The sequence below is a fragment of the Litoribacter populi genome, assembly GCF_007483685.1.
In the GTDB taxonomy this organism is placed as follows: domain Bacteria; phylum Bacteroidota; class Bacteroidia; order Cytophagales; family Cyclobacteriaceae; genus Litoribacter; species Litoribacter populi.
This window is the reverse complement of record NZ_VMKN01000001.1, coordinates 662,359-684,588: the sequence shown is the minus strand read 5'-3', so window position 1 is coordinate 684,588 and position 22,230 is coordinate 662,359. Positions and strand designations below refer to the sequence as shown.

Below are 22,230 nucleotides of genomic sequence, written 5' to 3'. Positions count from 1 at the left end.
TTCGCAATGAATTGTGTTAAATGTCAAGTTTTGAGTCCAAATTTTATTTCGCTACAGCATTGAAGTTTGAATAGCTTTTGTCATATGCAATACCTGATTTGGCAATGGCAAATGCCTGCTTGATTAGCTTATTCACTACAGCAATCATGGCCACTCTGTGAGCTTTTCCTTTTGCCCTTAGCCTTAGGTAAAGGTCCTTACAAGTGTTATTATGTATTTTGGCTGCTCTTGCTGCCATATAGAGACATTTCCGTACCTCTGCCATGCCCATCTTGCATATCTTTGCTTTTCCCTTCACAGAAGTTCCCGACTCATAAATTCGTGGAGAAAGGCCCAGGTACGATATGACCTGTTTGTAGGTTTCAAAACTGTCAAATCCCCTTAGAGCTACTATCAGTAGTAAACTTGTTTTGGGGCCTATACCTGGTACGGACTCCAGTTGCTTTTTTAATGCACCGTTTTCCTTTTCTATTAACATATTCATCTGTTTGTCAGCATCCTTGATGTTTTCTTCCACCCTTAGAAGCTCCTCCTCCATAGATTTTCTAATGAGTTTATTAACCGAACCGGTGGCTATAAAAGCTTCCAATTTCATCAGGATTGCATGCTGGTGTTTTAAAAGCTGTTTTCTATATACATACCACTGCTTGATCTCCATATAACACTCTTTTAATGGTTCCCATGGTTTAATGTCCATCAAACCTCCATAGGTGGCGATGCTGTGAGCGTCTGCGCTATCGGTTTTTGTCCTTTTCAGCTGCATCTGGGTAAATCTCTTAATAACCAGTGGGTTGATGACGGACAACTTCACTCCTTTGTCATAAAGAAAACTTGCCAGCTGGTAATAGTAAGGACCTGAAGCTTCCATAACCACCCAAGAATTCTCTGGTAACTTCAAGAAAAACTCTAGAAAGCCTTCGGCGTTGTTGACTACTTTTCCCTTAAGTGCTTTTCCATCAGTTGGTTTAAAATAAAAATCAAAATTATCCTTTGAGATATCGACTCCTATAAATACATGTATAGGTTTTGGCATAAACTTGTTAACTTTACGGTGATCCAAATGGGGTTGTTGCTATCAGGAGGACTTTTACCGTATCAATCTATACTTAAAACAGGTTCATTGACCTAATGAATTGTCCTGATTTCGGTAAAAAGCAGCAGAAGGGAACAGCATTGCGAAGAGTCTTTAATGACGAATGACGGGTACGGTTCTTAATCCTTCTGCTTTTACCTGGTAGCAGCGCCCTGCTTACTAGGCAAACCAAATAATATTCTGATAATTTACCAACACTTTTCTGACCTCTAACTTAGTATGACGACCTCCCCTCCTCCTTTTATTCATTTGCGCCACTTTATACCCTTCGCGGTTAATTCAATTCATTTCTCTACTCACTCTGCGGTAAGTCCCCTCAGCATGTGTGGTTTTTTTACTTTATCTTTGCCCCAAACACACATTCCATGACATTCTCTTCCCTGGGGCTTTCCCCGCAGATACTCGAGGCCATACAAAAAGCCCAATACGACCAGCCATACCCGATTCAGAAACAGGCCATCCCGGCCATTCTCAACGGCAAGGATGTACTCGGCATTGCCCCTACCGGTTCAGGCAAGACGGCCTCATATGTGCTGCCCATTTTGCATAAACTCCAAAAGCGGGAGCAGGCAAAGGGAAGAAATATCCCGGTACTGGTCATCGTGCCCACACGGGAACTGGCGGCACAGGTGCAGGATGTAGTGAAAACCTTTTCCGAACACCTTCCTAGAAAAGTCAAAAGCATGGCTGTATTTGGCGGGGTTTCCATCAATCCCCAGATGATGAACCTCCACGGCACCGAAATATTGGTGGCCACCCCAGGACGTCTGCTCGACCTGCTGTCCAAAAACTCCATTCAACTAGATCAACTGGAAATGCTGGTGCTCGACGAGGCCGACAAGGTCCTCAACCTGGGCTTCAAACTGGAAGTGGACGAGATCCTTTCCAGGCTTCCCAAAAAACGCCAAAACATCCTTTTCTCCGCTACCATGGAGGAGCAAGTGGAAAAACTGATCGACAAACTCCTGCACAACCCCATAAAAATAGAGGCCGAACCGGAAACCGTTTCACCTGAACAGATCACCCAGACCGCTTATCTGGTCTCACAGGAAAAGAAAGGTCCACTGCTCCGCCACCTGATTCAGGAAGGGGACTGGAAACAGGTATTGGTATTCGCCTCCTCCAAGAGAACGGCTGATAACCTTGCTGCAAAACTGAGCAAAAACGGCATTCAGGCCATGGCGTTCCACGGCGACAAAAGCCAGGGCGGAAGGACAGAGGCCTTGAGGCAATTCAAAGCAGGAAGCCTTCGAGTCCTAGTAGCCACAGACCTTGCGGCAAGGGGCATCGACATCAAGGAGCTGCCCCATGTGGTAAATTTTGAACTTCCCCGCTCTCCCAAGGACTATATACACCGCATCGGCAGGACCGGGCGTGCCGGTGCTGAAGGGGAGGCCATCTCCCTGATCACCGAGGAAGACAGACACCACTTCAAGGTGATCCAGAAAAAGATGGGGAGAATGGTGGAAATCGTGGATGCGGAGAACATTTTTTAACTAATAACGTAATATTTAAAAACCCGATTTTTAAATATGATTAGAGTCCAGCTCCTCTTATGTTTTGCGTTAGTGTTTACTAATTCTTTTTCCCAAACACAGTTAGCAAAACAAACCAACATTGAAATCAGAAACAATGAGCCCAATTTTCAGCTGATAACTACACAGGACAGGGTGATTGGGTTTCGGACCATCTCGGAACAACTGATGAGCCAGCAGAGAACTGTCCAGATATTGGTTACCGACAAAAATTTGAACCTGGAAGCCACCATCACTTTTGACCTTCACCCTTTGGAAAATCTCAAAGCTGTGGATTTAGATGGGGACAATCTATATTTTCTTTCTTTTTACCTGCAAAAAGACTACCTGATCAGGGAAAGACACATTTACCAATTCAACATCCAAACGCAGGAACTTGCCAAACATGAGGTGAAAGGACTCTCACCGGTTTATTACCCCAACTACAGACTGGACAAGGCTCCTGCAGGTAATGGCATAAACCAGGTGGGGAATATGGGATTCAATGCTTTTCAGGTGATGAATGGAAAAGCCTTAATGGCAGGAATGGCAGACAATATGCTATTGTTGCAGGTCTTCGACTTGAATGCCAAGAAGGTGGCCAAAGAAAAGTTTATTCAGGCAGATCTGCAGCTCCAATATTTCCAGAAGAATGCAAGTTCACAAACACTTTTTTTAGGAGTTCAGCATAACGATCCCAAAGGGATAAATAAGATCACCCACTTTGAATTTGACACTTTTGGCCAGCAGATACAGGATCTTTCTGTTGAACCTTACCAGGAGAGAAGTGTGGTTACTAGAAACATACAGTTTTTAGGCAATGCTTACGAAAAGCATTTTTTTGGCCTCTATGGACCTAGAAAAAATGAAGCCTCGGAGGGAATGTATCTTTATCGCATGGAGTCGATGGGCAGCAACCAACTATTCAATTATGACTTCACTACCTTGACAAGCTTCCATGAGCACCTTGCCCAAGATGCAAAAACACTGAAAACTAGACAGGTAGAGCGCAACAAAAAGCGGGAACGTCCAACCACAATCAAAAACAACATCCTAATCAACAGTTTCGAACAAAAAGCTAATGGTTACATGGTCTACCTCAACCAGTATCGCCATAACAACAACCCTGTCATCAATTACAATATCAATCAATATTTAAGATTTTTCAGCAATAGTCAAGTAGATAACTTCGAAAGATACAGCCCCATACTTCCACCAAATCTGCAAACACCCCATACTCCTTCTTTTTCAACCTAGGGAGTTCACCTATCTAAGTGGGCAGTTTGTTCATTTAGATGAAGACGCAAATTTAAAATGGCAAGTCTCTATCCCCTTTCCTCAAACCAATCAATACAGGTCTTTGCCCATAGCCAGTTATTACTGGCAGGACGACACCTTGACCTATCTTATGCTAAGCGAAGACAAGCTTTTTGCAAGCAAGTTTCAGAATGGTAATTCACAATATCTTAATCAGGCCATACATATCCCCGACCTTTCCGACGAATTCAGTAACATATCAAAGAGAACATTGGCCTTGCAGCATTTGGAAGGCCACAGTTATATTCTTTCTGGCCAAAAAAAGGTAACGGAAGAAGGAAGGACCAATTATGTTTTCTTTATGAAGAAAATTGAAGTGGAGTAATGTGGAGAGTTAGCCCCGAATGCACGAATAATCACATTCTATTCGCGCATTCGTGGCAGTTTTTTTATTCCTCAGATACCACCTGATTTTTAAACATGAAATATCCCATAATTGAAAACACCATAAGAAACACCACAGAATCAGGAAAGAATCGAATCTCGGCCAAAGCCGTGGTGACATCCCTATGGTAATAAAGAACTGATTCCATAAATTTAATAACCTGAAAAAACAAGGAAGAAAGAGCCCCAAACAAAATTGATTTTAAAATAACTCGTTTACTTACATCCATAAATTCATTCCATTAGTCCCATTAGCTGCTGACTATAATCCGGTCGTTTATATTCAATAGGTCAGATACAAATGCCTCGTTGTCCTCAGGTATGATGTACAGATCGTCATATTTGTTGTATTTGATGATGAGACCTTTTGGCCCCATTCCCGCCATATTCCCGATGAATCTCGTCCTGCCCTTCACCACCTCCCTGATTTCTTTAATAGGGATTTCCCCTTTGAAAAAAGCAGACTTATAAAAAAGCACATTATCAGTTAACTTGTAATGGGTATCATAGTATAACCTGAATAAACCACCGAGTAAGGGGAATAAAACAATCAATAAAAACGGCCTATTTAGAATCCCCAAAACTACCACTGGGATAAATAGTCCAATCATTATCACGAGCAGAGTAACAGATCTTTTGGATGGAAATATTTTATCCATAGGGTTTAAATTTAGTCAGAATCGCTTTTTCTCTTTAAAAACACAATGCCAGCCAACCCCACACCCATTGCGGACAACATTGGCCCTATAATCCTAGGCGTCTTCATTATATGGAAAATCGGCTCAGCTCTTAATTCGTAAAACCTTATCCCAAAAAAGACTAAATGGACTGCACAAAGCAGAAAACAAATAGCAGCCATTCCTTTGTTAAATCCTATGCTCATTCTTAAACTATCATCTTTGATCATGATTGGAAGGTTTTGTAATATGTGTATGAGAATTGATTTTCAAAAGATCCTCCACCAGCTCTTCATTGTCTTTTGGGGCAATATAAACCTCATCAAAGCGGTTGAACTTGACGATAAGCCCCTTGGTGCCCATGGCAGCTTTGGTGCCCACATAAGAAGTTTTCCCCACGACGATTTCCCGGATTTGCTCGACGGGAATGTTCCCTTTCAGAAAAGCTGATTTGTAGAAAAGCTTTTTCCCCTCCAGTCCATACCAGGTATCGAAATAAATCCACAGCATCATAAATATGGGAGGCAGTATGGGGAGCAAAATAACGGGCCGCTGAGTGAACATCTCTACATCCAGGCCCAGAATAACCATAGGAATTAAAAACATCCCCACTACCAGCAGGTAAAACAGTGGAGAACATTTAGCCTGATATTTTTTCATAAAGTTAGGGGTTATTCGGGTTCCCTTGACTGTTTCAAAAAGGAAAAACCAGACAAACAAGCACTTAATCCTATCAGGATGTTACTAATACCTCCAAAACCCAGAAACGTACCTATAATTGGCTCCTCTTTTACGAAAAATAGCCGTAAAATAAATAGAACCAAAGCCACCCCGGCAATGAAGAAACTAAAGATTGCCATACCTAAATAGGGCCTAGATTTTTTAGACAAGTCTTTCTCTTTAATCATTATTCTGCGACTTTTCAATCGGTGGGGCACCCTGCAGACCTCTCTTAAAATCTTCCCAATCTCCGAAAAAAGCCAAGCCTATAATAATGGTGATTGCGAATACAATTACATTCAAGAGTGTAATACTTTTCTTTTTCATAAAGTTATTTTTGTGTTGATGTAGACATTAATTCCTCTCGGTGTTTCTTCTGAAACGGAACATACAAAAACCAAATCAACAGCCCCGCCAACCCTAGGTATGCAAACCTCCAGTAATCAACAGGGGCATTATTAATTACTATAGGATAAATTTCGAAAATCAGGTACATACCAAAACATACATAGAAAATCGAAGTTGGCTTTTCCTTCCTGTTAAACAGCCGCATCATAAAATACACCACCGCCATTCTGATTCCTGCTTCTCCAGCACGGGCAAAATGAAGATCATACAAATTGTTTTCGGCAATATAATCACCATAGGAATGGTTGAGTTGATAACCAACCATTCCCAATAGGACAATCCAAAACAGATGTACTACGATATAATAGTCCACTTTCAAAATATTCTTAATTTACTGGCAAACAAAAATTAAAATCCTTGTAAAATAAAGCAACTAATTTTTAAATGCAAGCTTTGACAATTCACCCCTCAATAAAAAGTTTTATTTCCCCCTTAAAAAAGTTACATTCGTGGTTATGGCTTGGCGAACAATTACCTCCCTAGGGCTAAATGGTACTAGTACCACAGGAAGCCTTGCCGCTCAATAAAAAGAACCTATTAAACCATGAGTATTTTGACCGAAAAGAAAAAAGGCCCATTCTTTTTTAGCTGGCAGATTAACCCGCCCGTATTCCTGCTCTCCTTAGCTCTTGTAGTGCTAAGCGTGGCATTGGTGCTGGTATTTGAACAATCAGCTGAATATTATTTTGAACTGGCCCAAAGCTTTGTGGCCAGTAAAGGGGGGTGGTTTTATACGTTGGCGGTTAATTTCTTCATTGTCTTTTGCCTCTACCTTGCATTGAGCAAATACGGCAACATCAAAATAGGCGGACCTGAAGCCAAGAAGGAATTCAGCACCATGGCCTGGTTTGCCATGCTTTTCAGCGCAGGTATAGGCAATGGGTTGGTATTGTTCAGTATTGCCGACCCGGTGAGGGATTTCCAGAACCCAGCCCGCTTGGCTGAAGGCGCAGCGGCCTCTCTCAAGGCCCAGGAAGCGATCAACTTTTCCTTTTTGCACCATGGCATCCACGGCTGGGGCATCTATACAGTGATCGGCCTGGCCCTAGCCTACTTCACCTACAACCGCAAAATGCCGCTTACCATCCGCTCGGTGTTTTACCCCTTACTAGGGGAAAGAATCCATGGCTGGATGGGTCATGTGATAGATATCGTAGCGGTGGTGGCCACTTTGTTTGGCCTGGCCACTACCCTTGGTTTTGGTGTGGGTCAGATCAATGCGGGCTTTACCCATGTTTTTGGCTTTGACCATAGCCTGCTATTCCAGCTTTTGGTCATCCTTGCCATTACGGCAATCGCCACCCTTTCGGTGGTCTCTGGTGTCAACAAGGGTGTAAAAATCCTTAGCCAGGTTAACATCTGGGTGGCTGTTGCCATCTTTTCACTGGTACTACTGATGGGCCCCACTGCTTATATATTGGGCGCTTATATTCAGAATGTGGGAAGTTACCTTATCAACTTCGTGGATATGGCCACCTGGACGGAAACCTACAGGGGTACCCACTGGCAAGATAATACCACGATCATGTATTGGGGCTGGTGGGCCTCTTGGTCACCATTTGTGGGCACCTTTATTGCTAGGGTTTCCAAGGGTAGGACCATCAAGGAATTTATCTTGGTAGTACTCATTTTGCCTGCATTGGTCACCTTCCTTTGGTTCAGTGCTTTTGGAGGACTGACCATGAGGGACATCCTACAGGGTGACACCGCCATGATATCAGCGGTCAACGAAAACATCTCTACGGCACTTTATGTGTTTTTCGAGAAGTTCCCGCTGGCCATGTTGCTGAAAGTCTTGGGCATGATACTTATCTGCAGTTTCATCATTACCTCCACCGACTCCGGTGCCTTGGTGGTGGACAGCATCACGTCCGGTGGCAAAATGAAAACCCCTGCTTTTCAGCGGATACTCTGGGCCTCATTGTCCGGGATCATAGCCGGTTCACTTTTGTCCGGTGGAGGATTGGTCACCCTTCAAGCTGCCGTGACGATCTCAGGACTCCCCTTTACCGCCATGCTGGTCTTCATGTGCTTTTCATTATTGAAAGCCGTAAAGGAAGATTACAAAGTAGCCGAAGAAAAACCAAAGCCCCTCCAACCGGTAAATCCAAAAAAAGAAGTTTTGGAGGATGTTGAAAAATGAACAAAATTTAGTAAACCCCCGCCCAACTCAAAAATAGCCACGAATACACCAATAAATTAGTGCATTCGTGGCTATTCTAATCTCAAATAATTACGTTTTTATTCCGCAAAAGACTAAAATTCTCTGCGCCCTCTGAGTCTCTGTGGTTATCTCCCTTTACGGATTCAACCTCCCCAAGATCTCCTTCGCCTCATGCCACTTTAGTCTCGGCCCAAACTGGCTCACGATCTTGGAACTAGCCATAGACGCCAACTTCCCGCTGGAAGCATAGCTATGTCCATTGGTGATCCCATACATGAAGGCTCCGGCAAACATATCTCCTGCACCATTACTATCAATAGCCTGCGTCTTGTATGGTTCGATGTCGATAAAGGTGTCACCGTCCCAGATGATCGCCCCGTTCTTACCCTGCGTGATACAGAAATGCTTGGCGGCTTTCTTCAATTCCTCACGGGCATCCATCAGGTTGTCCGTCCCGGTATAGATCATCGCCTCTTCCTCGTTGGCAAAAAGCATGTCCACGCTGTGGCCGATTACGTCATCAAAACCTTCCTTGAAATATTTCACCATGGCCGGATCGGAGAAAGTCATGGCCACCTTCACACCGTTTTCCTCGGCAATCTTTTTGGCCTTCAACATGGAAGCCTTCCCGTTGTCGGAAGTCACCAGGTAACCTTCGATATACAGGTATTTAGAATCCTTGATTGCGGACTCATTGATATCCCCTACGGAATAGTTCTGAGTAATGCCTAGGAAAGTGTTCATGGTCCTTTCGGCATCCTCGGTTACCATCACCAGACATTTGCCCGTAATGCCTTCCTCCAATTTCTCAGGATTAAGGTTGTGGTCTACACCTGATTCTTTCATGTCTTCCATAAAGAAATGACCCAACTCATCATCTGCCACCTTGCAGCAGTAATAGGAATTACCTCCAAACTGACTCACAGCAATGACAGTATTTGCCGCCGAACCTCCGCATTGCTTCTTGGCTTCAGCCGTGTTAATAACTCTCATCAGAGCATTCTGACGATCCTCATCTACAAGCGTCATCACACCTTTTTCAACTCCGTTATCCAGGAAAAACTTGTCACTTACTTTAAATTCAATATCCACTAAGGCATTCCCAATGCCGGTTACGTCGTATTTTTTCATAGTTTAGTTTATAGTTTATAGACCATGGCCCATAGTTATTAGACGATAGACCATCATCGATAATTTGCTAATGTATTTCTAGACACGCTAAATTAGCATATTCTGATAGTTGGATGAAATCTTTTATGATTTGAGCCTTTGAATTCAGCAATTGGGCTAAATGTTTGGTGGTACGGTTATCACATCTAAGCCAAATAATTTTAGGAGGATGTCCTTTAAGACTAGCAAGCTCAAAAAAGTCAGCGTCAAAAGTTACAATACTCAAGCCGTGTATTGAGGCATATTGCCATATTTCCAAATCCGTGGCATGGATTAAACCACAAGTTTGAACCTGAAGAACTTCGTGAAATTCAGAAGATAATTTTTCGATTATTCTATAGGAAATGTTCTGGTCCAAAAGCAACTTCATGAAGCTACTTGGATTTTATGTTCGCGATCCGCTGCATAAGCTAGGCAGGCCTGGATTTTTTCGGCATCAAGCTCCGGGAAATCCTCAACAATCTCCTCAGCTGTCATTCCATTGGCCAACCAATTCAACACATCATAAACAGCTATCCTCGTCCCATTTAGGCAAGGCTTCCCAAATCTGACATTTGGATTTATAGATATATGTTCCCTGTAATCGACCATTTCTTAACAACAAAGGTAAGAATTAAAAAGTTACTTATTTTTAATACAGAAGTCATGGACCAAGCCTACTCAAAGATCTTATGCCTTTCAAACGGCTTCTCCCTATCAAAGAGATACCTATAAGTGTGATGCGTCTTATAAATCTCCGCATTTAGCTGCTCGCATACCCGCATCATCTTGGGGTTAAAGTCCCCTATCCAGTTCATCTCAATAGTTTCATAACTGAAATTAGATTTACTAGCATATTGTTCGTTATACTCCATGATCATGGCGCTCTCCACACCCTTGCCCTGGAATTCGGGTACCACCCCAAACACCAATCCAAGCATTTTATTGGGAGGATTGAAGGTTTTGTGCCACAAAAACTTCAGCTTTCCGATCAGACCCATCTTGCCATTTACATGTTTGAAAAGCTGATTCAGTTCGGGAATATTTATGAAGAAAGAAATGGGCTCACCTTTATGGAAACCAAAATAAATCAAGCGAACGTCGATGATTGGTTTCATTTTGGTAAACATCAGCTTGGTCTCCTTCAGGGTTAGGGATTTGCCCATGTGCCTTGCCCAAGCTTTGTTGTAGACCTCCATAAAAAACTCCGGAGCTTTGGTCAAAATCTCGCCCTTGGTGATAGACCTAAACTCAAAGTCGGGACTACCGATTATTTTATTGGCTCTATCTATCATTTTAGGGTCAAAATCAACCCCCCGCGTAGGCCTCATGTAGGTAAACTGTTTGAAGTAAACCTGGAAACCATAGGCTTCAAAGAACTCCCGATAGTAGGCGAAATTCCAAGGCATGTTGTAATTAGGCGGAGAAAAGCCCTCGATCAACAGACCCCACCACTTGTCTCTCTCTCCAAAATTGATCGGACCGTCCATGGCCTCCATTCCTTCGCTATCTAACCATGTCTTGGCAGTATCAAAAAGCAGAAAAGCAGCCTTTTGATCCTTGACACACTCAAAGAACCCCAATCCTCCGGTAGGCTGTTTTTCTTTCATCTTTGGATTGATGAAAGCCGCAACCCTTCCAATGGTATCCCCTTTATCATCAAAAAGTAGCCATCTTTTAGCCTTAGCTCCTTGCTTAAATAGCTTGTTGGTCTCCGGATGGAATAGATTCTCAATATCCTTGTCAAGAGGACGAATCCAATTCTTTTCGTTTTTATAAAGCCTCACGGCCATTTCTATGAATTCTTTCTGAAGAGCGGGGCTGTTGACCTCCTGGAGTTTCATAAGCTGATAGGTTTAATACGCCAAAATACGGAGAATGACAGGAAGATAAAAGTCCAAAAAACCACAGAGCCGCAGAGGTACCAGAGAATTTCCTCTTGGAGACCTTTGCGGCTTCGTAGTCACGGTAAAAACTCATATGTTAATTCAAAATAATATGTGTAATCATTGTAATCTGTGTTTTTTATTTTTCTAACACATCTCCATAAAGATCAAACTCTGTTGCCTCTGTAATCTTCACATCCACAAAATCACCCACGCGGCAATAGTGCTTGGATGCATCAATCAGCACTTCATTATCCACTTCGACTGAGTCGTATTCAGTTCTTCCGACCCACTGGCCGTTTTCTTTTTTGTCCACCAATACCTTAAAGGTTTTCCCGATCTTTTCCTGGTTGAGGTCATAGCTGATCTGCTCCTGGATTTCCATCAGGTGGTTGGCGCGCTCCTGCTTCACTTCCTCAGGCGTGCTGTCCTCCATGGTGTGTGCATGGGTGTTTTCCTCATGGCTGTAAGTAAAGACACCTAGCCTTTCAAACTTCATCCTCTCCACAAAATCCACCATTTCCTGATACTCCTTCTCCCCTTCACCCGGGTGTCCGGCGATCAAAGTAGTACGGATAGCAATGTCTGGTAAAATATCACGGATGCTATGGATCAAATCTTCCTGCTTTTCACGGCTGGTGCCCCTTCTCATGGCTTTTAACACATCAGAGGAACCATGCTGCAAAGGAATATCCAAGTAGTTACAGATATTTGGCCTTTCCTTCATCACCTCAATGACATCCATCGGAAAACCTGTCGGATAAGCATAATGCAGGCGGATCCAATCAATCCCTTTCACATCCGAAAGCGCCCTCATCAGGTCAGCAAGCCTTCTTTTCTTGTATATATCAAGCCCATAATATGTGGAATCCTGGGCTATCAGCAAGAGCTCCCGGGTACCGTTGGCCGCTTTGTGTTCCGCCTCCTTCACCAAGTCCTCAATGGAGCGGGACACGTGTCCGCCCCTCATCAAAGGGATGGCGCAGAAAGAACAAGGCCGGTCACAGCCTTCAGAAATCTTCATATAGGCATAGTGGGAAGAATGGGTCAGCAAACGCTCCCCTACCAACTCATGCTTATAATCAGCCTTGAATTTCTTAAGTATGGCAGGAAGGTCTCTGGTTCCAAAAAATGCATCCACCTGAGGTATTTCCTTTTCCAAATCATCCTTATAACGCTGGGAAAGGCAGCCGGTCACATAAACCTTATCCACCAGCCCGCGCTCCTTGGCATCGGCATACTGCAGGATGGTATCGATAGACTCCTGCTTGGCATTATCAATAAACCCACAGGTATTAATGATAATGATATTGTTGTCCTGGGCATTGGACTCGTGGTCAGCATCGATGCCGTTGCCCTTCAACTGCGTCAACAGCACTTCCGAGTCGACCAAATTCTTGGAGCAGCCCATGGTGATGATGTTGACCTTATCTTTCTTTAATGTTCTCGCCTTCAAATCGTTCTTTCTAAATTTCCTGCAAAAGTACGAAAAATAAAGCAATTCTCCCCTCTCTTCCGTCTTCGGTCTCACATCGGACATCGGTCATCGGTCATCCTACATCCTACATCCGACATCTGACACCCAACATTAAACCAATATTACCCCAGTCACTTTAAACCTATTTAACTTAAATATTACTTAACGGTAAGTTTGCATACAGAGATTTGGAAATAACTACTTTTGAATACGTACAGCAAACGGACATTTTTTCAACTCCTTGCATACACTTTTTAGCGTCGATGTGAATCGACGCTTTTTTTATTTGGGGCCACGAAGACGCGAAGGCGCAAAGAAAAAAAACTTGGAGCTAACTGGCCACGTAGCGGCAGAGTTTCAAAGAAAAACCTTCGCGGCTTAGCGGCATAGTGGCTAAAAAATAAAAAACCACAAAGCCATTTTAAACTTTGTGGTTCAAAAAAATCTGATCTTTTTTTTTCCGCGTCGGGGAACTCTGCGAAACTCCTTTTTTTTGAACTCCGCGAAACTCTGTGCCCCCTTGTTTACTTCTTCTTAAACAACGAATCCACGAATTCCTTCCTGTTGAACACCTGCAGGTCGGTCATTTTTTCGCCTACGCCGATATATTTGACAGGAATCTTGAACTGATCGGAGATGCCTATCACCACGCCGCCTTTGGCTGTACCGTCCAGTTTGGTAATGGCTAGGGCGTTGATTTCGGTCACTTTGGTGAATTCCTTGGCTTGAATGAAGGCGTTCTGCCCAGTAGATCCATCCAGCACCAAAAGAATCTCATGGGGGGCTGCATCGATGAATTTCTGCATTACACGTTTGATCTTACCCAATTCATTCATCAAGTTGACCTTGGTATGCAGTCTTCCGGCGGTATCGATGATGACCACGTCGGCCTGCATGTCCACGGCCTTCTTCACCGCATCAAAGGCAACCGATGCCGGGTCGGTGTTCATCCCATGGGAAATCACGGGTACACCTACCCGCTCGCCCCAAAGGATGAGCTGGTCTACAGCCGCCGCCCTAAAAGTATCCGCGGCACCAAGCACCACAGATTTACCGGCTTGTTTGAATTGGTGGGCAAGTTTGCCAATGGTCGTGGTTTTACCCACCCCGTTGACGCCTACCACCATGATCACGTATGGTTTTTTGTCTTTGGGAAGGTCAAAATCGGAAAGGTCTTCGGTGTTGTTTTCCTCCAGCAGGGCCATGATTTCCTGACGGAGTATCTGGTCCAGTTCGGCAGTGCTGACATACTTGTCCCTAGCCACCCGAGCCTCTATTCTGCGGATAACTTTGATAGTAGTGTCCACTCCAACATCAGAGGTGATCAGGATTTCCTCCAGTTCATCGAGGATTTCTTCATCCACGGTGGACTTGCCGACCATGGCTTTTCCAAGTTTGGAAAATAGATTCTCGTTGGATTTTTCAAGCCCCTTGTCCAGGCTTTCCTTTTTTTCTTTCGAAAAGAAACCAAAAATTCCCATAGCTTTTATACAAATAAACATCAGGAGCAAAAAGCCGGAGCTAAATCACCCTGATGAAGTCAATAAAGGACTTTTACGCCCATGAATATAACAAAAAAGTCCCAGTATCGATATGTGAACCGAACGGGACTTTCAAATGCTTTGCAAAAAAGGCAAATTATTTTTTCAAAGTTTCCTGAACCATTGGAGTTGGAACCATTTCTTCTCTGAAGGTATATGCGCCTGTTTTTTCAGACTTAACCGCTTTGATCACTTTTGCATAAGTGACGCCGCCTTCTTTCTTTAGGGTTGCTACTACTTTCTTAGCCATATCTTAACTATTTACAGGTTGGCATCACGAGGACACCGTCCAATTATTTAATTTCTTTATGAACAGTCACCTTCTTCATGATCGGGTTGAATTTCTTCAATTCCAATCTCTCGGTAGTGTTTTTTCTGTTTTTGGTCGTGATGTATCTTGAAGTACCTGGAAGCCCACTGGTCTTGTGCTCAGTGCATTCCATGATCACTTGTACTCTGTTACCTTTCTTAGCCATCGCTCTATATCTTTAAAAGAGTAATTCTGTTTATTTAATGATAATGTTACCGTTTTGCTGAGCTTCTTTCAACACCGCAGAGATACCCTTCTTGTTGATGGTTCTCAAAGCCTTTGAAGAAACTTTCAACGTGATCCAAGCATCTTCTTCTGGTACATAGAAAGATTTCTTGTGCAAGTTAGGATAGAACTTACGCTTGGTCTTGTTGTTGGCGTGCGATACATTATTACCTACTCGAGGTCTTTTACCGGTGATGTCACAAACTTTTGCCATGATATATGATCGTAATATTTAAGACGTTTTCTAAATTGAGTCTGCAAATATCGGAACTTTTCGGGAATTACCAAAAGAGCATTGAAAATTTATTCCCTAATCTGTTGGATGTCATTTGGGTTTCTATCGCCACTTCATTATTCATCATCCATCATTCACCATTCGATATTCATTGTACTATGTACTAAGTATAACTTACCAAAAACCCAACCCGCATCTCCCTAAACCCCTAAACAGTCCCCGGTAGCGCATAAAGCGAAGCTATGCGCTACCGGGACGTAAACCTCTAAACCACTTCCTCCTTCGTACCTCGTACTTCCCACTTATTTCCTATACGGGCAGTGCTTACACCCACTCCCACAACAGAAGCCTCTCCTGAGGTGGTACTGCTCCGTAAACACCATCAGCCCCGCCTCGTTGAAATAGTAGTCGCCGGGCTGGACTTGCTGGGGCTTGATGGGTTCCTTGCGTTTTTTCATTATGCGAATATAAAACAATAAAACTGATCACTTGCACCGAGAGGAAACACCGGGGGTTGTTTCACCACAGATTACACAAATTTTCACAGATTATAACACTATTTTTTCTGTGGGAATCTGCGTAATCCATGGTGGACTGATCGTAGAAATACCAAACACCTGTTCATTCCATCCAATGCATTCCGTCAATGCAATTTTTGAGAGATATCCTTTTCGTAATCAACACAATACATATGATATTTTATCCCTGGAAAACTTTCGGTTTTCAAAATTAATGATTAAGTTGTTGTAGCAAACAGAATGTAGGTTGCGTCTAGGAGAAAAGAGGGGGATTTTTACGCTCCTTGTATTTATAAAACTTAGATTAATTGACGTAAAGTTTCCACAGGGAAACTTAAATGATTGGGCTATGAAAAAATTAATTAAAATTACTCTACTAAATATTTTGCTACTGAGCATAAGCTGCATGGCCGAAGAAAATTTGGCTGAAAAAGAAGGGCTATGTATGAATTCTTGTGATAATGAAGAAATTGTTAAAGTATTGGATAATGTAGAAGCCAGGGTAATTGAGCATCGTGTTTTTGGATTTATACTTACTACTAATCCAGAAGATTTTGATAAGGATTCATTTATTGCGAGTAGTGATTTTATTTTGGTACCATGTAATTGGAACTTTTCCTTTAATCACAATTCAATAGTTATTATCAGTGGTAAAAAGAAGAGTTGTTGTAATCTTCTCATTTCACCATATTTTCGTCGTGGTGGTTTCGGCTGTAAATTTGAAATCATTTCCATTGAGGCATTAACTGAAATATAATATGAGAATACTTTTATTTCTTATCTTTTTAACAATCGGGCTTAATAATGAAATATTTGCACATAGAACCTGTGGTTCGGAAATAAACCTTGAGTCCATTAAACAAAATGATCCTGATCGGTATCAAAGGATCATGCAAATGGAGAAGCATGTGGCCAATTTTTCCAATGAAAGAAGTTTAGGTTTATTGACAGACCATGAGGTTATTACCGTTCCAGTGGTAGTCCATGTTTTGCATACTGGCCAGCCTATAGGTACGGGTCTCAATATCAGTGAGGCTCAAATCCAATCACAAATAGATGTGCTAAACGAAGACTTCAGGCGTCTAAATGCAGATGCATCCAATACCCCTGTTGCCTTTCAGGGGGTAGCTTCCGATCCTGAAATAGAGTTTGTCTTGGCCTGTATTGATCCCAATGGCAATCCTACTAATGGGATTCTCAGGGTTCAAACTAATGTAAATTCCTTTACTCTGGTAGAAAATCCTGATGGTTCAGTGAACGAAGAAGCAACAGGGATTAAATTCGCCCCAACCGGTTCCCCGGCATGGCCGGCAGAAAGGTATTTGAATATCTGGGTTTGCAATCTTGGAAACGATTTACTTGGTTATGCCCAATTCCCGGATATGATGGCTACCCAGCCAGAAACAGATGGGGCAGTGGTCCGCACTACTTCGTTTGGAAGGATCGGAAACGTATCAGCTCCTTTTGACCAAGGAAGAACCGCCACACACGAGGTTGGTCACTGGTTGAATCTCTGGCACACTTGGGGTCAGGGTGGTTGCGGAAGTGATGACTTCGTTATTGATACTCCAAACCAATTTGGACCTAACTTCAATTGCCCTTCCCATCCACAGGTTTCTTGTAGCTCAAACGATATGTTTATGAACTACATGGATTATACGGATGATGGTTGCATGAATATATTTACTCAAGGACAACGGAATCGCATGCGAGCTTTATTTTCGGGAGGAGGAGTTAGAAGTAGCTTTGTTGATTCACCATATGGATTTACCATCTCTGGCCCCCCGGATCCAGTCTGCCCTACTTCCCTATACTCCATTCCGAATCTTCCCGCAGGAACCACGGTGGCTTGGTCAGCTTCTCCGGCAGGTATGGTGAGCCTTTCTCCCTCAGGAAATACGGTTACTGTGACCAGACTCTCAGGTCAGAATGGCTTTGTAAATTTGATTGCAGAAATTAATTCTCCTGGATGTGGGTCAATAACATTAGAAAAACAAATCATTACAGGTATCAGCCCGGCCTTGATTGACAGTATCCGGGGGCCATATGATTTTCCTGCCAATACATCCAATAATTTTTCTGTTGATATTATCCCTACCATTACCAATTACCATTGGTCAGTGTTTCCTTCAGGAGATGAATGGATCGGAAACCAGGGAACCAATGGTATTAATTTAAGCATCAGCTCTCCAGGCTTCTATTCTTTGGGGGTGGATATAACCAACCCCTGTGGCACTGCAGGTTTAGAAACATCCATTTATGTCTCCGGCCCCTTTGAACAGTTCAACATCTACCCAAACCCTGCTTCGGATAACCTGACCATAGAAAACACCAAGGGAGACGCTATGCAGTCAAATGGCGAAGTATATGAGGTAAGTCTATATGACGGCGCCGGCCGGGAACTAATGAGTTTTCCCAAAACCAACCAAAAATCAATAAACATCAACGTAAGAGGACTTAAAAACGGGTTTTATTATATCCACATCCGTTACAAAGACGCCCTCATCCGAAGGCAGATCAGAGTGGAAAGATAGAAATCGGTCAATCAGCCTGGGCACTGTTTCACCACAGATAACACAAATTTTCACAGATTATAACACTATTTTTTCTGTGGGAATCTGCGTAATCCGTGGTGAACTTCCGGTTTAGCATTTCTTCCCCAGTGTAGACATAGAAACCGTCTTTTCAGGCTATTTAACGGCCTGAGAAGGGAAATCTATTCTCACCTTCATACCTTCTGGAAGTAAAAGATTTTTTGGCTCTGAAAGATCCACCGACAAACACCCGTTCATTCAATCCAAAGCATTCCATTAATATGATTGAGCGATATCCTTTTCGTAATCAACACAATACGTATGATATTTTTATACCTGGAAAACTTTCGGTTTTCAATATTAATGATTAAGTTGTTGTAGCAAACAGGTTGTTGGTTGCGTCTTGATAGAAATGAACAGTTATTATATAAATTGTTGAATCATGAAAAAAAACCACTTACTCAGGCTGGTTAGTTTTGGAATACTCGCTTTGGGGTGTACCGATTCAAACGATATGGAACCTGTTTTTAATGCAGAAGGATATATCATTGGATTTCATCAATGTATAGCATCTGTTCCAATGACCAGAGCTCAAAGAGATGATATGGGATATCTTGTAACGACTGGTACAGACACCTTAATGGTATATGGTATACCTGACGAACTGTTTGAAATTCCAGACGAATTGTTCATTGGTAGATCAGTGTCCCCTTTTTTTCCAGGGGAAATACCTGAAACTTTCAAAATAAATTTTTCCTATCGACTGTCAAAAGAAAATAATAAAGGTGATCAATATGCTTGTGTAGGCATTACAGGACCATTATACTTTCTTTCTCAATATGCAAAGCCTGAATATATAATTATTTCCGCTCTTGCTATTCCGAATGAATGAGAAAAAAGATGTTTAGCAAATACTTAAAATGATGAGAACTGATATGATTTTTAATAATATAAAAGTGGTATATATACTTGTACTTTTGCTATTCGGTGGCTGTCAGGAAAACAATGGCCTCCCGGAGCAGGGATGCCAATCTTTAGTTATTGATAAGTTATTATTTTTAAGCAGTCAAAGGGATAATTTTGAATTTGAAGAAATTAATTTAGTTGGAGACTGCCTTGAAGTGACCATTAGATATGCAGGAGGATGTGGTGACATTCAAACATCAATGATAGATTCTGGAGATATTGAAAAATTACCTCAAACTAGACGTCAATTAAGGCTTATCTTAGATGATAACGATCCTTGCGAAGCATCAATTACCAAATCATTAAGCTTTGATTTAGTGGAAATCCAAGTGCCAGAAGTAAAAGAAATTTACCTTAATATATCTGGATGGCCCACTCCTGTCTTATATAAATATTAGTGTATTAAGTTATGAGGAGAATTTTAACCAGAGCCAATACAGAATTACAACCTTTGGGACGTATTCATTAAGTTGGTGTAGCGGAACAGGACTTTCGTCCGTTTTATATATAGAGCTGTCCACTATTTCCTCCATTATTTTGAACTCACAAATGAAAAGCCTGGGATATTTAACCATATTGATTTTAGCTTCTATTTTAGCATGTTCCGAAAAAGACCAGGAGCCATTTATCGCAGCCCATATTATTTATGCTGGTTCCCCAGCATTAGATGGCTGCGGGTGGCTCCTATAAATAAAAGACAAAAAGTACAGTCCAATTGAACTCCCTGCAGCGTTTCAATTTGACGGGGCAGAGGCTTTAGTGAGATTTAAACCCCTCGACGAATATTTTTGTGGCTGGTGGGGAGGCGAAAGATATCAAAGAATTGAAATACTCGATATCAAACTGAAATAAGAGACGATTGAACAATAAAGTGATTGAAACATGGCTACTTTAAGAAGTATATCAATGATCCTAATCTGGATTCTAATGATGAACTGTAATAGTGTGGAGCACGAATTCCCATTTGATGAAGCCACCTCCTGTGAAGATGCCGGTAAATTTGAGTTTCAGGTTGAAAATAGATCCGGGGCTTTAGATTTTAGTGATTCAGCAAATAAATATTTTATTAGATCGGTTTCAGAAGGAAGTTATGATGAGGTAATAATTGCCTTTATTTGCAATCCAACATCTCAAATTGGAGATACCTTAAATGCAAATACCGATGTTGTTTTTAGCGGGGATTTATTTAAAATTAAAAACAGTAAATTCACCGGTCCTGTTGGAACAGAATTTTACTATATGATTTTATCCGAAATCAAGCTACCTTAACCTTATAAAATCCAAAATATTTTTCCTTGTCAAGGTCTCGGCGTTTACTAACAGTTGTGACCAGTTACTCCGCGAAGAGGCGCCTGTAGTAAACTCTTTCTTTTCCCGATCCACTTCGTTACTCTGGACAGGTGTGCGACTTTTTTTAAACTTTCCCGATTCGCTCCGCTGCTCGGGACAAGTTGTGTGACTCCTATGTTGAAAATCAAGGAATAAGCTATTTTTTTGCATACTTTTCCTGTATTTATCTTTTTCCTCTTAAATGCGGTTCTCAGTTCTGGACGGGTTCCTGTCAAGGCCGGCGCCCCAGCGCCGTTCATTTCAGCCTTTACAGGAATTCGGGAAGAACTATCTTTGTATTTAGGGGGAAAAGATAAATCCCGTATTCCTCATATACATATAATTTGACCTTTTGTAACCTCTTCAATTAATCTCCTATCAGCAGTCCGTTTCGGCCGCAATGTATTTTTCATTTTAAAGAGGAAGGGGACGTAACCTTTGTGTAACGGTCCTCCCTTACGGGTGCCGCAGGCACACACTACCGTTTATTCCCCGTCCAATTTTCCAAGATTACTCGGTCATTATTGGTTTTTTAAAATTCCTTAACCCGTTACACCGGTCACATACTCTGTCTTATGGCGGAGCATGTGGCGGATTCTGTTGAGCAGGCTTTTGGCGATCCTGATGATTGCCTTGTTTTTATTCATCCTTTTGCTCAGTTCGTTAAACTTTGCCATCAGGGCAGGATCCTTTCTTACGGCTACCCAAGAGGCCTCAATGAGCAAGATCTTAATTTTCTTCCTGCCTCTTCTGGTTATCTTGCCGGTGGCAGTTTTTTCACCGGAACTCCTGGTGTTCGGCACAATACCGATATAATGGCAAAGCTCATCCAGTGTTTTGAACCGCTCTATATCGCCCAGCTGGGTCAGCAGGTTCATAGCCGTAACCAGCCCCACACCGGGTATGGTTATTAATCTATCGCAATTATCCCGATACCTGTCACTTTCGGCAAGTTCGCGTATCTGACGGGTTATATTCAGAATATTTTTTTTCAGCGCCATGCCGCTCTCCACCAAGGCGGCTATAGTCTGCCTAATACTCGGATGTAGTTCTTCAAGCCCCAGAACCCATTCCATATAAACCTTTGACCATGACCTAGTCTGCACTGCCGAAAAGCGGGCAGGGATCTCTACCCCAAACTGCATGAGGATAGATTTTACCCTGCTTTTGTTCCGGGTCATATCCTTGACAAGAGTATCCCGGACCCGACACAGCGTACGGTCAGCCTCTAGAATGGTATCTGGGACATGGATGCCCTCAAGCTCACCGCCACGGAGCATTCTGGCCAGCTTCCTGGCATCGACCGAATCGTTTTTCTGAAGCCTTTCTTTTTGGCTCGTCGGCACATCGGCCGCATTGAGGACCATACATTCAATACCAAGTTCGTTGAGCCTCCTACAGGTGCCGAATCCGCTGAAACCCGCTTCATAAACAGCTTTGTATGTCCCTCCCGGAAAGCTCGCATTCATGTAATCGGCCAACTGGTCGGGATTTCTGTCCCTGCTCATGGTCTTGTGTTCATAAAGCTCCCCGAAGATGGAGACCAGCCAGTTTCTTAAGTGGTCATCGATTCCGATATAGAAGCATTGTCCTTCAAAGGATTTCTGGTTAACTTTAGTGCGTGGCATAAGCTATGTTCTTTTAAAGTGATAAGTAGGATTATACCTTTAATTTAAGAATTTTAGCTTATGCTTTACTTTTCAAACATAATACCTTTGTGACCTATTTAAATCTTCGGCGAAGAAGCCTGCCTTTGTCGGCAGACAGGCCTGCTTGCAGCAAA

At 42.5% G+C, this 22,230-nt stretch carries 28 protein-coding genes; 9 read left to right on the top strand and 19 right to left on the bottom strand.

Annotation, left to right across the window (positions count from 1 at the left end; genetic code table 11):
- Nucleotides 1-43: 43 nt before the first annotated feature.
- Nucleotides 44-1,033 carry an IS110 family RNA-guided transposase gene (locus FPL27_RS02865; RefSeq protein WP_143959665.1) on the bottom strand — a complete coding sequence of 330 codons (990 nt, stop codon included), beginning with the start codon at nucleotides 1,031-1,033 and terminating at the stop codon, nucleotides 44-46.
- A gap of 425 nt (nucleotides 1,034-1,458) precedes the next feature.
- Between FPL27_RS02865 and FPL27_RS02860 the strand changes: the two genes are divergently transcribed.
- The 3 genes from FPL27_RS02860 (at nucleotide 1,459) to FPL27_RS02850 (ending at nucleotide 4,249) form a co-directional block, all read left to right on the top strand.
- The gene (locus tag FPL27_RS02860) at nucleotides 1,459-2,589 is read left to right on the top strand and encodes a DEAD/DEAH box helicase (RefSeq protein WP_143959664.1); all 1,131 of its coding nucleotides are present in this window, start codon (nucleotides 1,459-1,461) and stop codon (nucleotides 2,587-2,589) included.
- Between the two features lie 36 nt (nucleotides 2,590-2,625).
- Nucleotides 2,626-3,864, top strand: a complete 1,239-nt coding sequence (locus tag FPL27_RS02855; RefSeq protein ID WP_143959663.1) for a hypothetical protein — start codon at nucleotides 2,626-2,628, stop codon at nucleotides 3,862-3,864.
- A gap of 103 nt (nucleotides 3,865-3,967) precedes the next feature.
- Nucleotides 3,968-4,249, top strand: coding sequence for a hypothetical protein (locus FPL27_RS02850; protein ID WP_143959662.1), 282 nt, complete (start codon nucleotides 3,968-3,970; stop codon nucleotides 4,247-4,249).
- A 64-nt stretch (nucleotides 4,250-4,313) separates the two neighbouring features.
- Here the strand turns inward: FPL27_RS02850 and FPL27_RS19760 are convergent, their stop codons facing one another.
- From FPL27_RS19760 to FPL27_RS02825, 7 genes are all read right to left on the bottom strand, one after another.
- Nucleotides 4,314-4,457 (bottom strand): hypothetical protein, encoded by a 144-nt coding sequence (locus FPL27_RS19760; protein WP_185974282.1) that lies wholly within the window; start codon nucleotides 4,455-4,457, stop codon nucleotides 4,314-4,316.
- A gap of 102 nt (nucleotides 4,458-4,559) precedes the next feature.
- A complete protein-coding gene (locus FPL27_RS02845; protein ID WP_143959661.1) occupies nucleotides 4,560-4,967 on the bottom strand; it encodes a PH domain-containing protein in 408 nt (135 codons plus the stop codon).
- Nucleotides 4,968-4,978: 11 nt separating this feature from the next.
- Nucleotides 4,979-5,215 (bottom strand): hypothetical protein, encoded by a 237-nt coding sequence (locus FPL27_RS02840; protein ID WP_143959660.1) that lies wholly within the window; start codon nucleotides 5,213-5,215, stop codon nucleotides 4,979-4,981.
- The gene (locus FPL27_RS02835) at nucleotides 5,202-5,645 is read right to left on the bottom strand and encodes a PH domain-containing protein (protein WP_143959659.1); all 444 of its coding nucleotides are present in this window, start codon (nucleotides 5,643-5,645) and stop codon (nucleotides 5,202-5,204) included. Before FPL27_RS02835 ends, FPL27_RS02840 begins: the two co-directional genes overlap by 14 nt.
- Before the next feature lie 11 nt (nucleotides 5,646-5,656).
- On the bottom strand, nucleotides 5,657-5,893 hold the full coding sequence (locus tag FPL27_RS02830; protein ID WP_143959658.1) for a hypothetical protein: 237 nt from the start codon (nucleotides 5,891-5,893) through the stop codon (nucleotides 5,657-5,659).
- Nucleotides 5,886-6,032 (bottom strand): hypothetical protein, encoded by a 147-nt coding sequence (locus FPL27_RS19755; protein ID WP_185974281.1) that lies wholly within the window; start codon nucleotides 6,030-6,032, stop codon nucleotides 5,886-5,888. Before FPL27_RS19755 ends, FPL27_RS02830 begins: the two co-directional genes overlap by 8 nt.
- A gap of 4 nt (nucleotides 6,033-6,036) precedes the next feature.
- Nucleotides 6,037-6,432: a hypothetical protein gene (locus FPL27_RS02825; RefSeq protein WP_143959657.1), complete on the bottom strand. Its 396-nt coding sequence runs from the start codon at nucleotides 6,430-6,432 to the stop codon at nucleotides 6,037-6,039.
- Nucleotides 6,433-6,657: 225 nt separating this feature from the next.
- On the opposite strand from FPL27_RS02825, the gene FPL27_RS02820 reads away from it, so the two are divergent.
- Complete coding sequence (locus FPL27_RS02820) at nucleotides 6,658-8,256, top strand: BCCT family transporter (protein WP_143959656.1); 1,599 nt, start codon at nucleotides 6,658-6,660, stop codon at nucleotides 8,254-8,256.
- A gap of 156 nt (nucleotides 8,257-8,412) precedes the next feature.
- Here the strand turns inward: FPL27_RS02820 and FPL27_RS02815 are convergent, their stop codons facing one another.
- The 10 genes from FPL27_RS02815 to FPL27_RS20100 form a co-directional block, all read right to left on the bottom strand.
- Nucleotides 8,413-9,408 carry an adenosine kinase gene (locus tag FPL27_RS02815; RefSeq protein ID WP_143959655.1) on the bottom strand — a complete coding sequence of 332 codons (996 nt, stop codon included), beginning with the start codon at nucleotides 9,406-9,408 and terminating at the stop codon, nucleotides 8,413-8,415.
- Nucleotides 9,409-9,475: 67 nt separating this feature from the next.
- Complete coding sequence (locus FPL27_RS02810; RefSeq protein ID WP_143959654.1) at nucleotides 9,476-9,817, bottom strand: DUF5615 family PIN-like protein; 342 nt, start codon at nucleotides 9,815-9,817, stop codon at nucleotides 9,476-9,478.
- Nucleotides 9,814-10,038: a DUF433 domain-containing protein gene (locus FPL27_RS02805; RefSeq protein WP_143959653.1), complete on the bottom strand. Its 225-nt coding sequence runs from the start codon at nucleotides 10,036-10,038 to the stop codon at nucleotides 9,814-9,816. Before FPL27_RS02805 ends, FPL27_RS02810 begins: the two co-directional genes overlap by 4 nt.
- A 65-nt stretch (nucleotides 10,039-10,103) precedes the next feature.
- Nucleotides 10,104-11,270, bottom strand: a complete 1,167-nt coding sequence (locus FPL27_RS02800) for a hypothetical protein (RefSeq protein WP_143959652.1) — start codon at nucleotides 11,268-11,270, stop codon at nucleotides 10,104-10,106.
- A gap of 181 nt (nucleotides 11,271-11,451) precedes the next feature.
- Complete coding sequence (gene rimO, locus FPL27_RS02795; RefSeq protein ID WP_143959651.1) at nucleotides 11,452-12,768, bottom strand: 30S ribosomal protein S12 methylthiotransferase RimO; 1,317 nt, start codon at nucleotides 12,766-12,768, stop codon at nucleotides 11,452-11,454.
- Between the two features lie 545 nt (nucleotides 12,769-13,313).
- Nucleotides 13,314-14,270, bottom strand: a complete 957-nt coding sequence (ftsY, locus tag FPL27_RS02790) for a signal recognition particle-docking protein FtsY (RefSeq protein WP_143959650.1) — start codon at nucleotides 14,268-14,270, stop codon at nucleotides 13,314-13,316.
- Between the two features lie 157 nt (nucleotides 14,271-14,427).
- Nucleotides 14,428-14,580 carry a DUF4295 domain-containing protein gene (locus FPL27_RS02785; RefSeq protein WP_009185442.1) on the bottom strand — a complete coding sequence of 51 codons (153 nt, stop codon included), beginning with the start codon at nucleotides 14,578-14,580 and terminating at the stop codon, nucleotides 14,428-14,430.
- Nucleotides 14,581-14,623: 43 nt separating this feature from the next.
- Nucleotides 14,624-14,806 (bottom strand): 50S ribosomal protein L33, encoded by a 183-nt coding sequence (gene rpmG / locus FPL27_RS02780; protein ID WP_035075268.1) that lies wholly within the window; start codon nucleotides 14,804-14,806, stop codon nucleotides 14,624-14,626.
- A gap of 30 nt (nucleotides 14,807-14,836) precedes the next feature.
- Entirely contained in the window at nucleotides 14,837-15,079 is a 243-nt protein-coding gene (gene rpmB / locus FPL27_RS02775) for a 50S ribosomal protein L28 (protein WP_143959649.1), read from the bottom strand.
- Between the two features lie 323 nt (nucleotides 15,080-15,402).
- Entirely contained in the window at nucleotides 15,403-15,558 is a 156-nt protein-coding gene (locus tag FPL27_RS20100; protein ID WP_185974280.1) for a DUF5522 domain-containing protein, read from the bottom strand.
- Between the two features lie 409 nt (nucleotides 15,559-15,967).
- On the opposite strand from FPL27_RS20100, the gene FPL27_RS02770 reads away from it, so the two are divergent.
- The 5 genes from FPL27_RS02770 (at nucleotide 15,968) to FPL27_RS02750 (ending at nucleotide 20,387) form a co-directional block, all read left to right on the top strand.
- The gene (locus tag FPL27_RS02770) at nucleotides 15,968-16,375 is read left to right on the top strand and encodes a hypothetical protein (RefSeq protein ID WP_143959648.1); all 408 of its coding nucleotides are present in this window, start codon (nucleotides 15,968-15,970) and stop codon (nucleotides 16,373-16,375) included.
- A gap of 1 nt (nucleotide 16,376) precedes the next feature.
- Entirely contained in the window at nucleotides 16,377-18,152 is a 1,776-nt protein-coding gene (locus FPL27_RS02765) for a M43 family zinc metalloprotease (protein WP_143959647.1), read from the top strand.
- Between the two features lie 442 nt (nucleotides 18,153-18,594).
- Complete coding sequence (locus FPL27_RS02760; protein WP_143959646.1) at nucleotides 18,595-19,044, top strand: hypothetical protein; 450 nt, start codon at nucleotides 18,595-18,597, stop codon at nucleotides 19,042-19,044.
- A gap of 28 nt (nucleotides 19,045-19,072) precedes the next feature.
- Nucleotides 19,073-19,516, top strand: a complete 444-nt coding sequence (locus tag FPL27_RS02755; RefSeq protein WP_143959645.1) for a hypothetical protein — start codon at nucleotides 19,073-19,075, stop codon at nucleotides 19,514-19,516.
- Between the two features lie 484 nt (nucleotides 19,517-20,000).
- Complete coding sequence (locus FPL27_RS02750; protein ID WP_143959644.1) at nucleotides 20,001-20,387, top strand: hypothetical protein; 387 nt, start codon at nucleotides 20,001-20,003, stop codon at nucleotides 20,385-20,387.
- 602 nt (nucleotides 20,388-20,989) lie between these two features.
- Here the strand turns inward: FPL27_RS02750 and FPL27_RS02745 are convergent.
- Nucleotides 20,990-22,075, bottom strand: coding sequence for an IS110 family RNA-guided transposase (locus tag FPL27_RS02745; RefSeq protein WP_143959643.1), 1,086 nt, complete (start codon nucleotides 22,073-22,075; stop codon nucleotides 20,990-20,992).
- Between the last annotated feature and the right edge of the window lie 155 nt (nucleotides 22,076-22,230).

Excerpts from the sequence above, each read along its gene's own strand:
- FPL27_RS02865 (WP_143959665.1), bottom strand. The coding sequence starts at position 1,033 with ATGCCAAAACCTATACATGTATTTATAGGAGTCGATATCTCAAAGGAT.
- FPL27_RS02860 (WP_143959664.1), top strand. The coding sequence starts at position 1,459 with ATGACATTCTCTTCCCTGGGGCTTTCCCCGCAGATACTCGAGGCCATA.
- FPL27_RS02855 (WP_143959663.1), top strand. The coding sequence starts at position 2,626 with ATGATTAGAGTCCAGCTCCTCTTATGTTTTGCGTTAGTGTTTACTAAT.
- FPL27_RS19760 (WP_185974282.1), bottom strand. The coding sequence starts at position 4,457 with ATGGAATCAGTTCTTTATTACCATAGGGATGTCACCACGGCTTTGGCC.
- FPL27_RS02845 (WP_143959661.1), bottom strand. The coding sequence starts at position 4,967 with ATGGATAAAATATTTCCATCCAAAAGATCTGTTACTCTGCTCGTGATA.
- FPL27_RS02840 (WP_143959660.1), bottom strand. The coding sequence starts at position 5,215 with ATGATCAAAGATGATAGTTTAAGAATGAGCATAGGATTTAACAAAGGA.
- FPL27_RS02835 (WP_143959659.1), bottom strand. The coding sequence starts at position 5,645 with ATGAAAAAATATCAGGCTAAATGTTCTCCACTGTTTTACCTGCTGGTA.
- FPL27_RS02830 (WP_143959658.1), bottom strand. The coding sequence starts at position 5,893 with ATGATTAAAGAGAAAGACTTGTCTAAAAAATCTAGGCCCTATTTAGGT.
- FPL27_RS19755 (WP_185974281.1), bottom strand. The coding sequence starts at position 6,032 with ATGAAAAAGAAAAGTATTACACTCTTGAATGTAATTGTATTCGCAATC.
- FPL27_RS02820 (WP_143959656.1), top strand. The coding sequence starts at position 6,658 with ATGAGTATTTTGACCGAAAAGAAAAAAGGCCCATTCTTTTTTAGCTGG.
- FPL27_RS02815 (WP_143959655.1), bottom strand. The coding sequence starts at position 9,408 with ATGAAAAAATACGACGTAACCGGCATTGGGAATGCCTTAGTGGATATT.
- FPL27_RS02810 (WP_143959654.1), bottom strand. The coding sequence starts at position 9,817 with ATGAAGTTGCTTTTGGACCAGAACATTTCCTATAGAATAATCGAAAAA.
- FPL27_RS02805 (WP_143959653.1), bottom strand. The coding sequence starts at position 10,038 with ATGGTCGATTACAGGGAACATATATCTATAAATCCAAATGTCAGATTT.
- FPL27_RS02800 (WP_143959652.1), bottom strand. The coding sequence starts at position 11,270 with ATGAAACTCCAGGAGGTCAACAGCCCCGCTCTTCAGAAAGAATTCATA.
- ftsY (WP_143959650.1), bottom strand. The coding sequence starts at position 14,270 with ATGGGAATTTTTGGTTTCTTTTCGAAAGAAAAAAAGGAAAGCCTGGAC.
- FPL27_RS02785 (WP_009185442.1), bottom strand. The coding sequence starts at position 14,580 with ATGGCTAAGAAAGTAGTAGCAACCCTAAAGAAAGAAGGCGGCGTCACT.
- rpmG (WP_035075268.1), bottom strand. The coding sequence starts at position 14,806 with ATGGCTAAGAAAGGTAACAGAGTACAAGTGATCATGGAATGCACTGAG.
- rpmB (WP_143959649.1), bottom strand. The coding sequence starts at position 15,079 with ATGGCAAAAGTTTGTGACATCACCGGTAAAAGACCTCGAGTAGGTAAT.
- FPL27_RS20100 (WP_185974280.1), bottom strand. The coding sequence starts at position 15,558 with ATGAAAAAACGCAAGGAACCCATCAAGCCCCAGCAAGTCCAGCCCGGC.
- FPL27_RS02770 (WP_143959648.1), top strand. The coding sequence starts at position 15,968 with ATGAAAAAATTAATTAAAATTACTCTACTAAATATTTTGCTACTGAGC.
- FPL27_RS02765 (WP_143959647.1), top strand. The coding sequence starts at position 16,377 with ATGAGAATACTTTTATTTCTTATCTTTTTAACAATCGGGCTTAATAAT.
- FPL27_RS02760 (WP_143959646.1), top strand. The coding sequence starts at position 18,595 with ATGAAAAAAAACCACTTACTCAGGCTGGTTAGTTTTGGAATACTCGCT.
- FPL27_RS02755 (WP_143959645.1), top strand. The coding sequence starts at position 19,073 with ATGATGAGAACTGATATGATTTTTAATAATATAAAAGTGGTATATATA.
- FPL27_RS02750 (WP_143959644.1), top strand. The coding sequence starts at position 20,001 with ATGGCTACTTTAAGAAGTATATCAATGATCCTAATCTGGATTCTAATG.
- FPL27_RS02745 (WP_143959643.1), bottom strand. The coding sequence starts at position 22,075 with ATGCCACGCACTAAAGTTAACCAGAAATCCTTTGAAGGACAATGCTTC.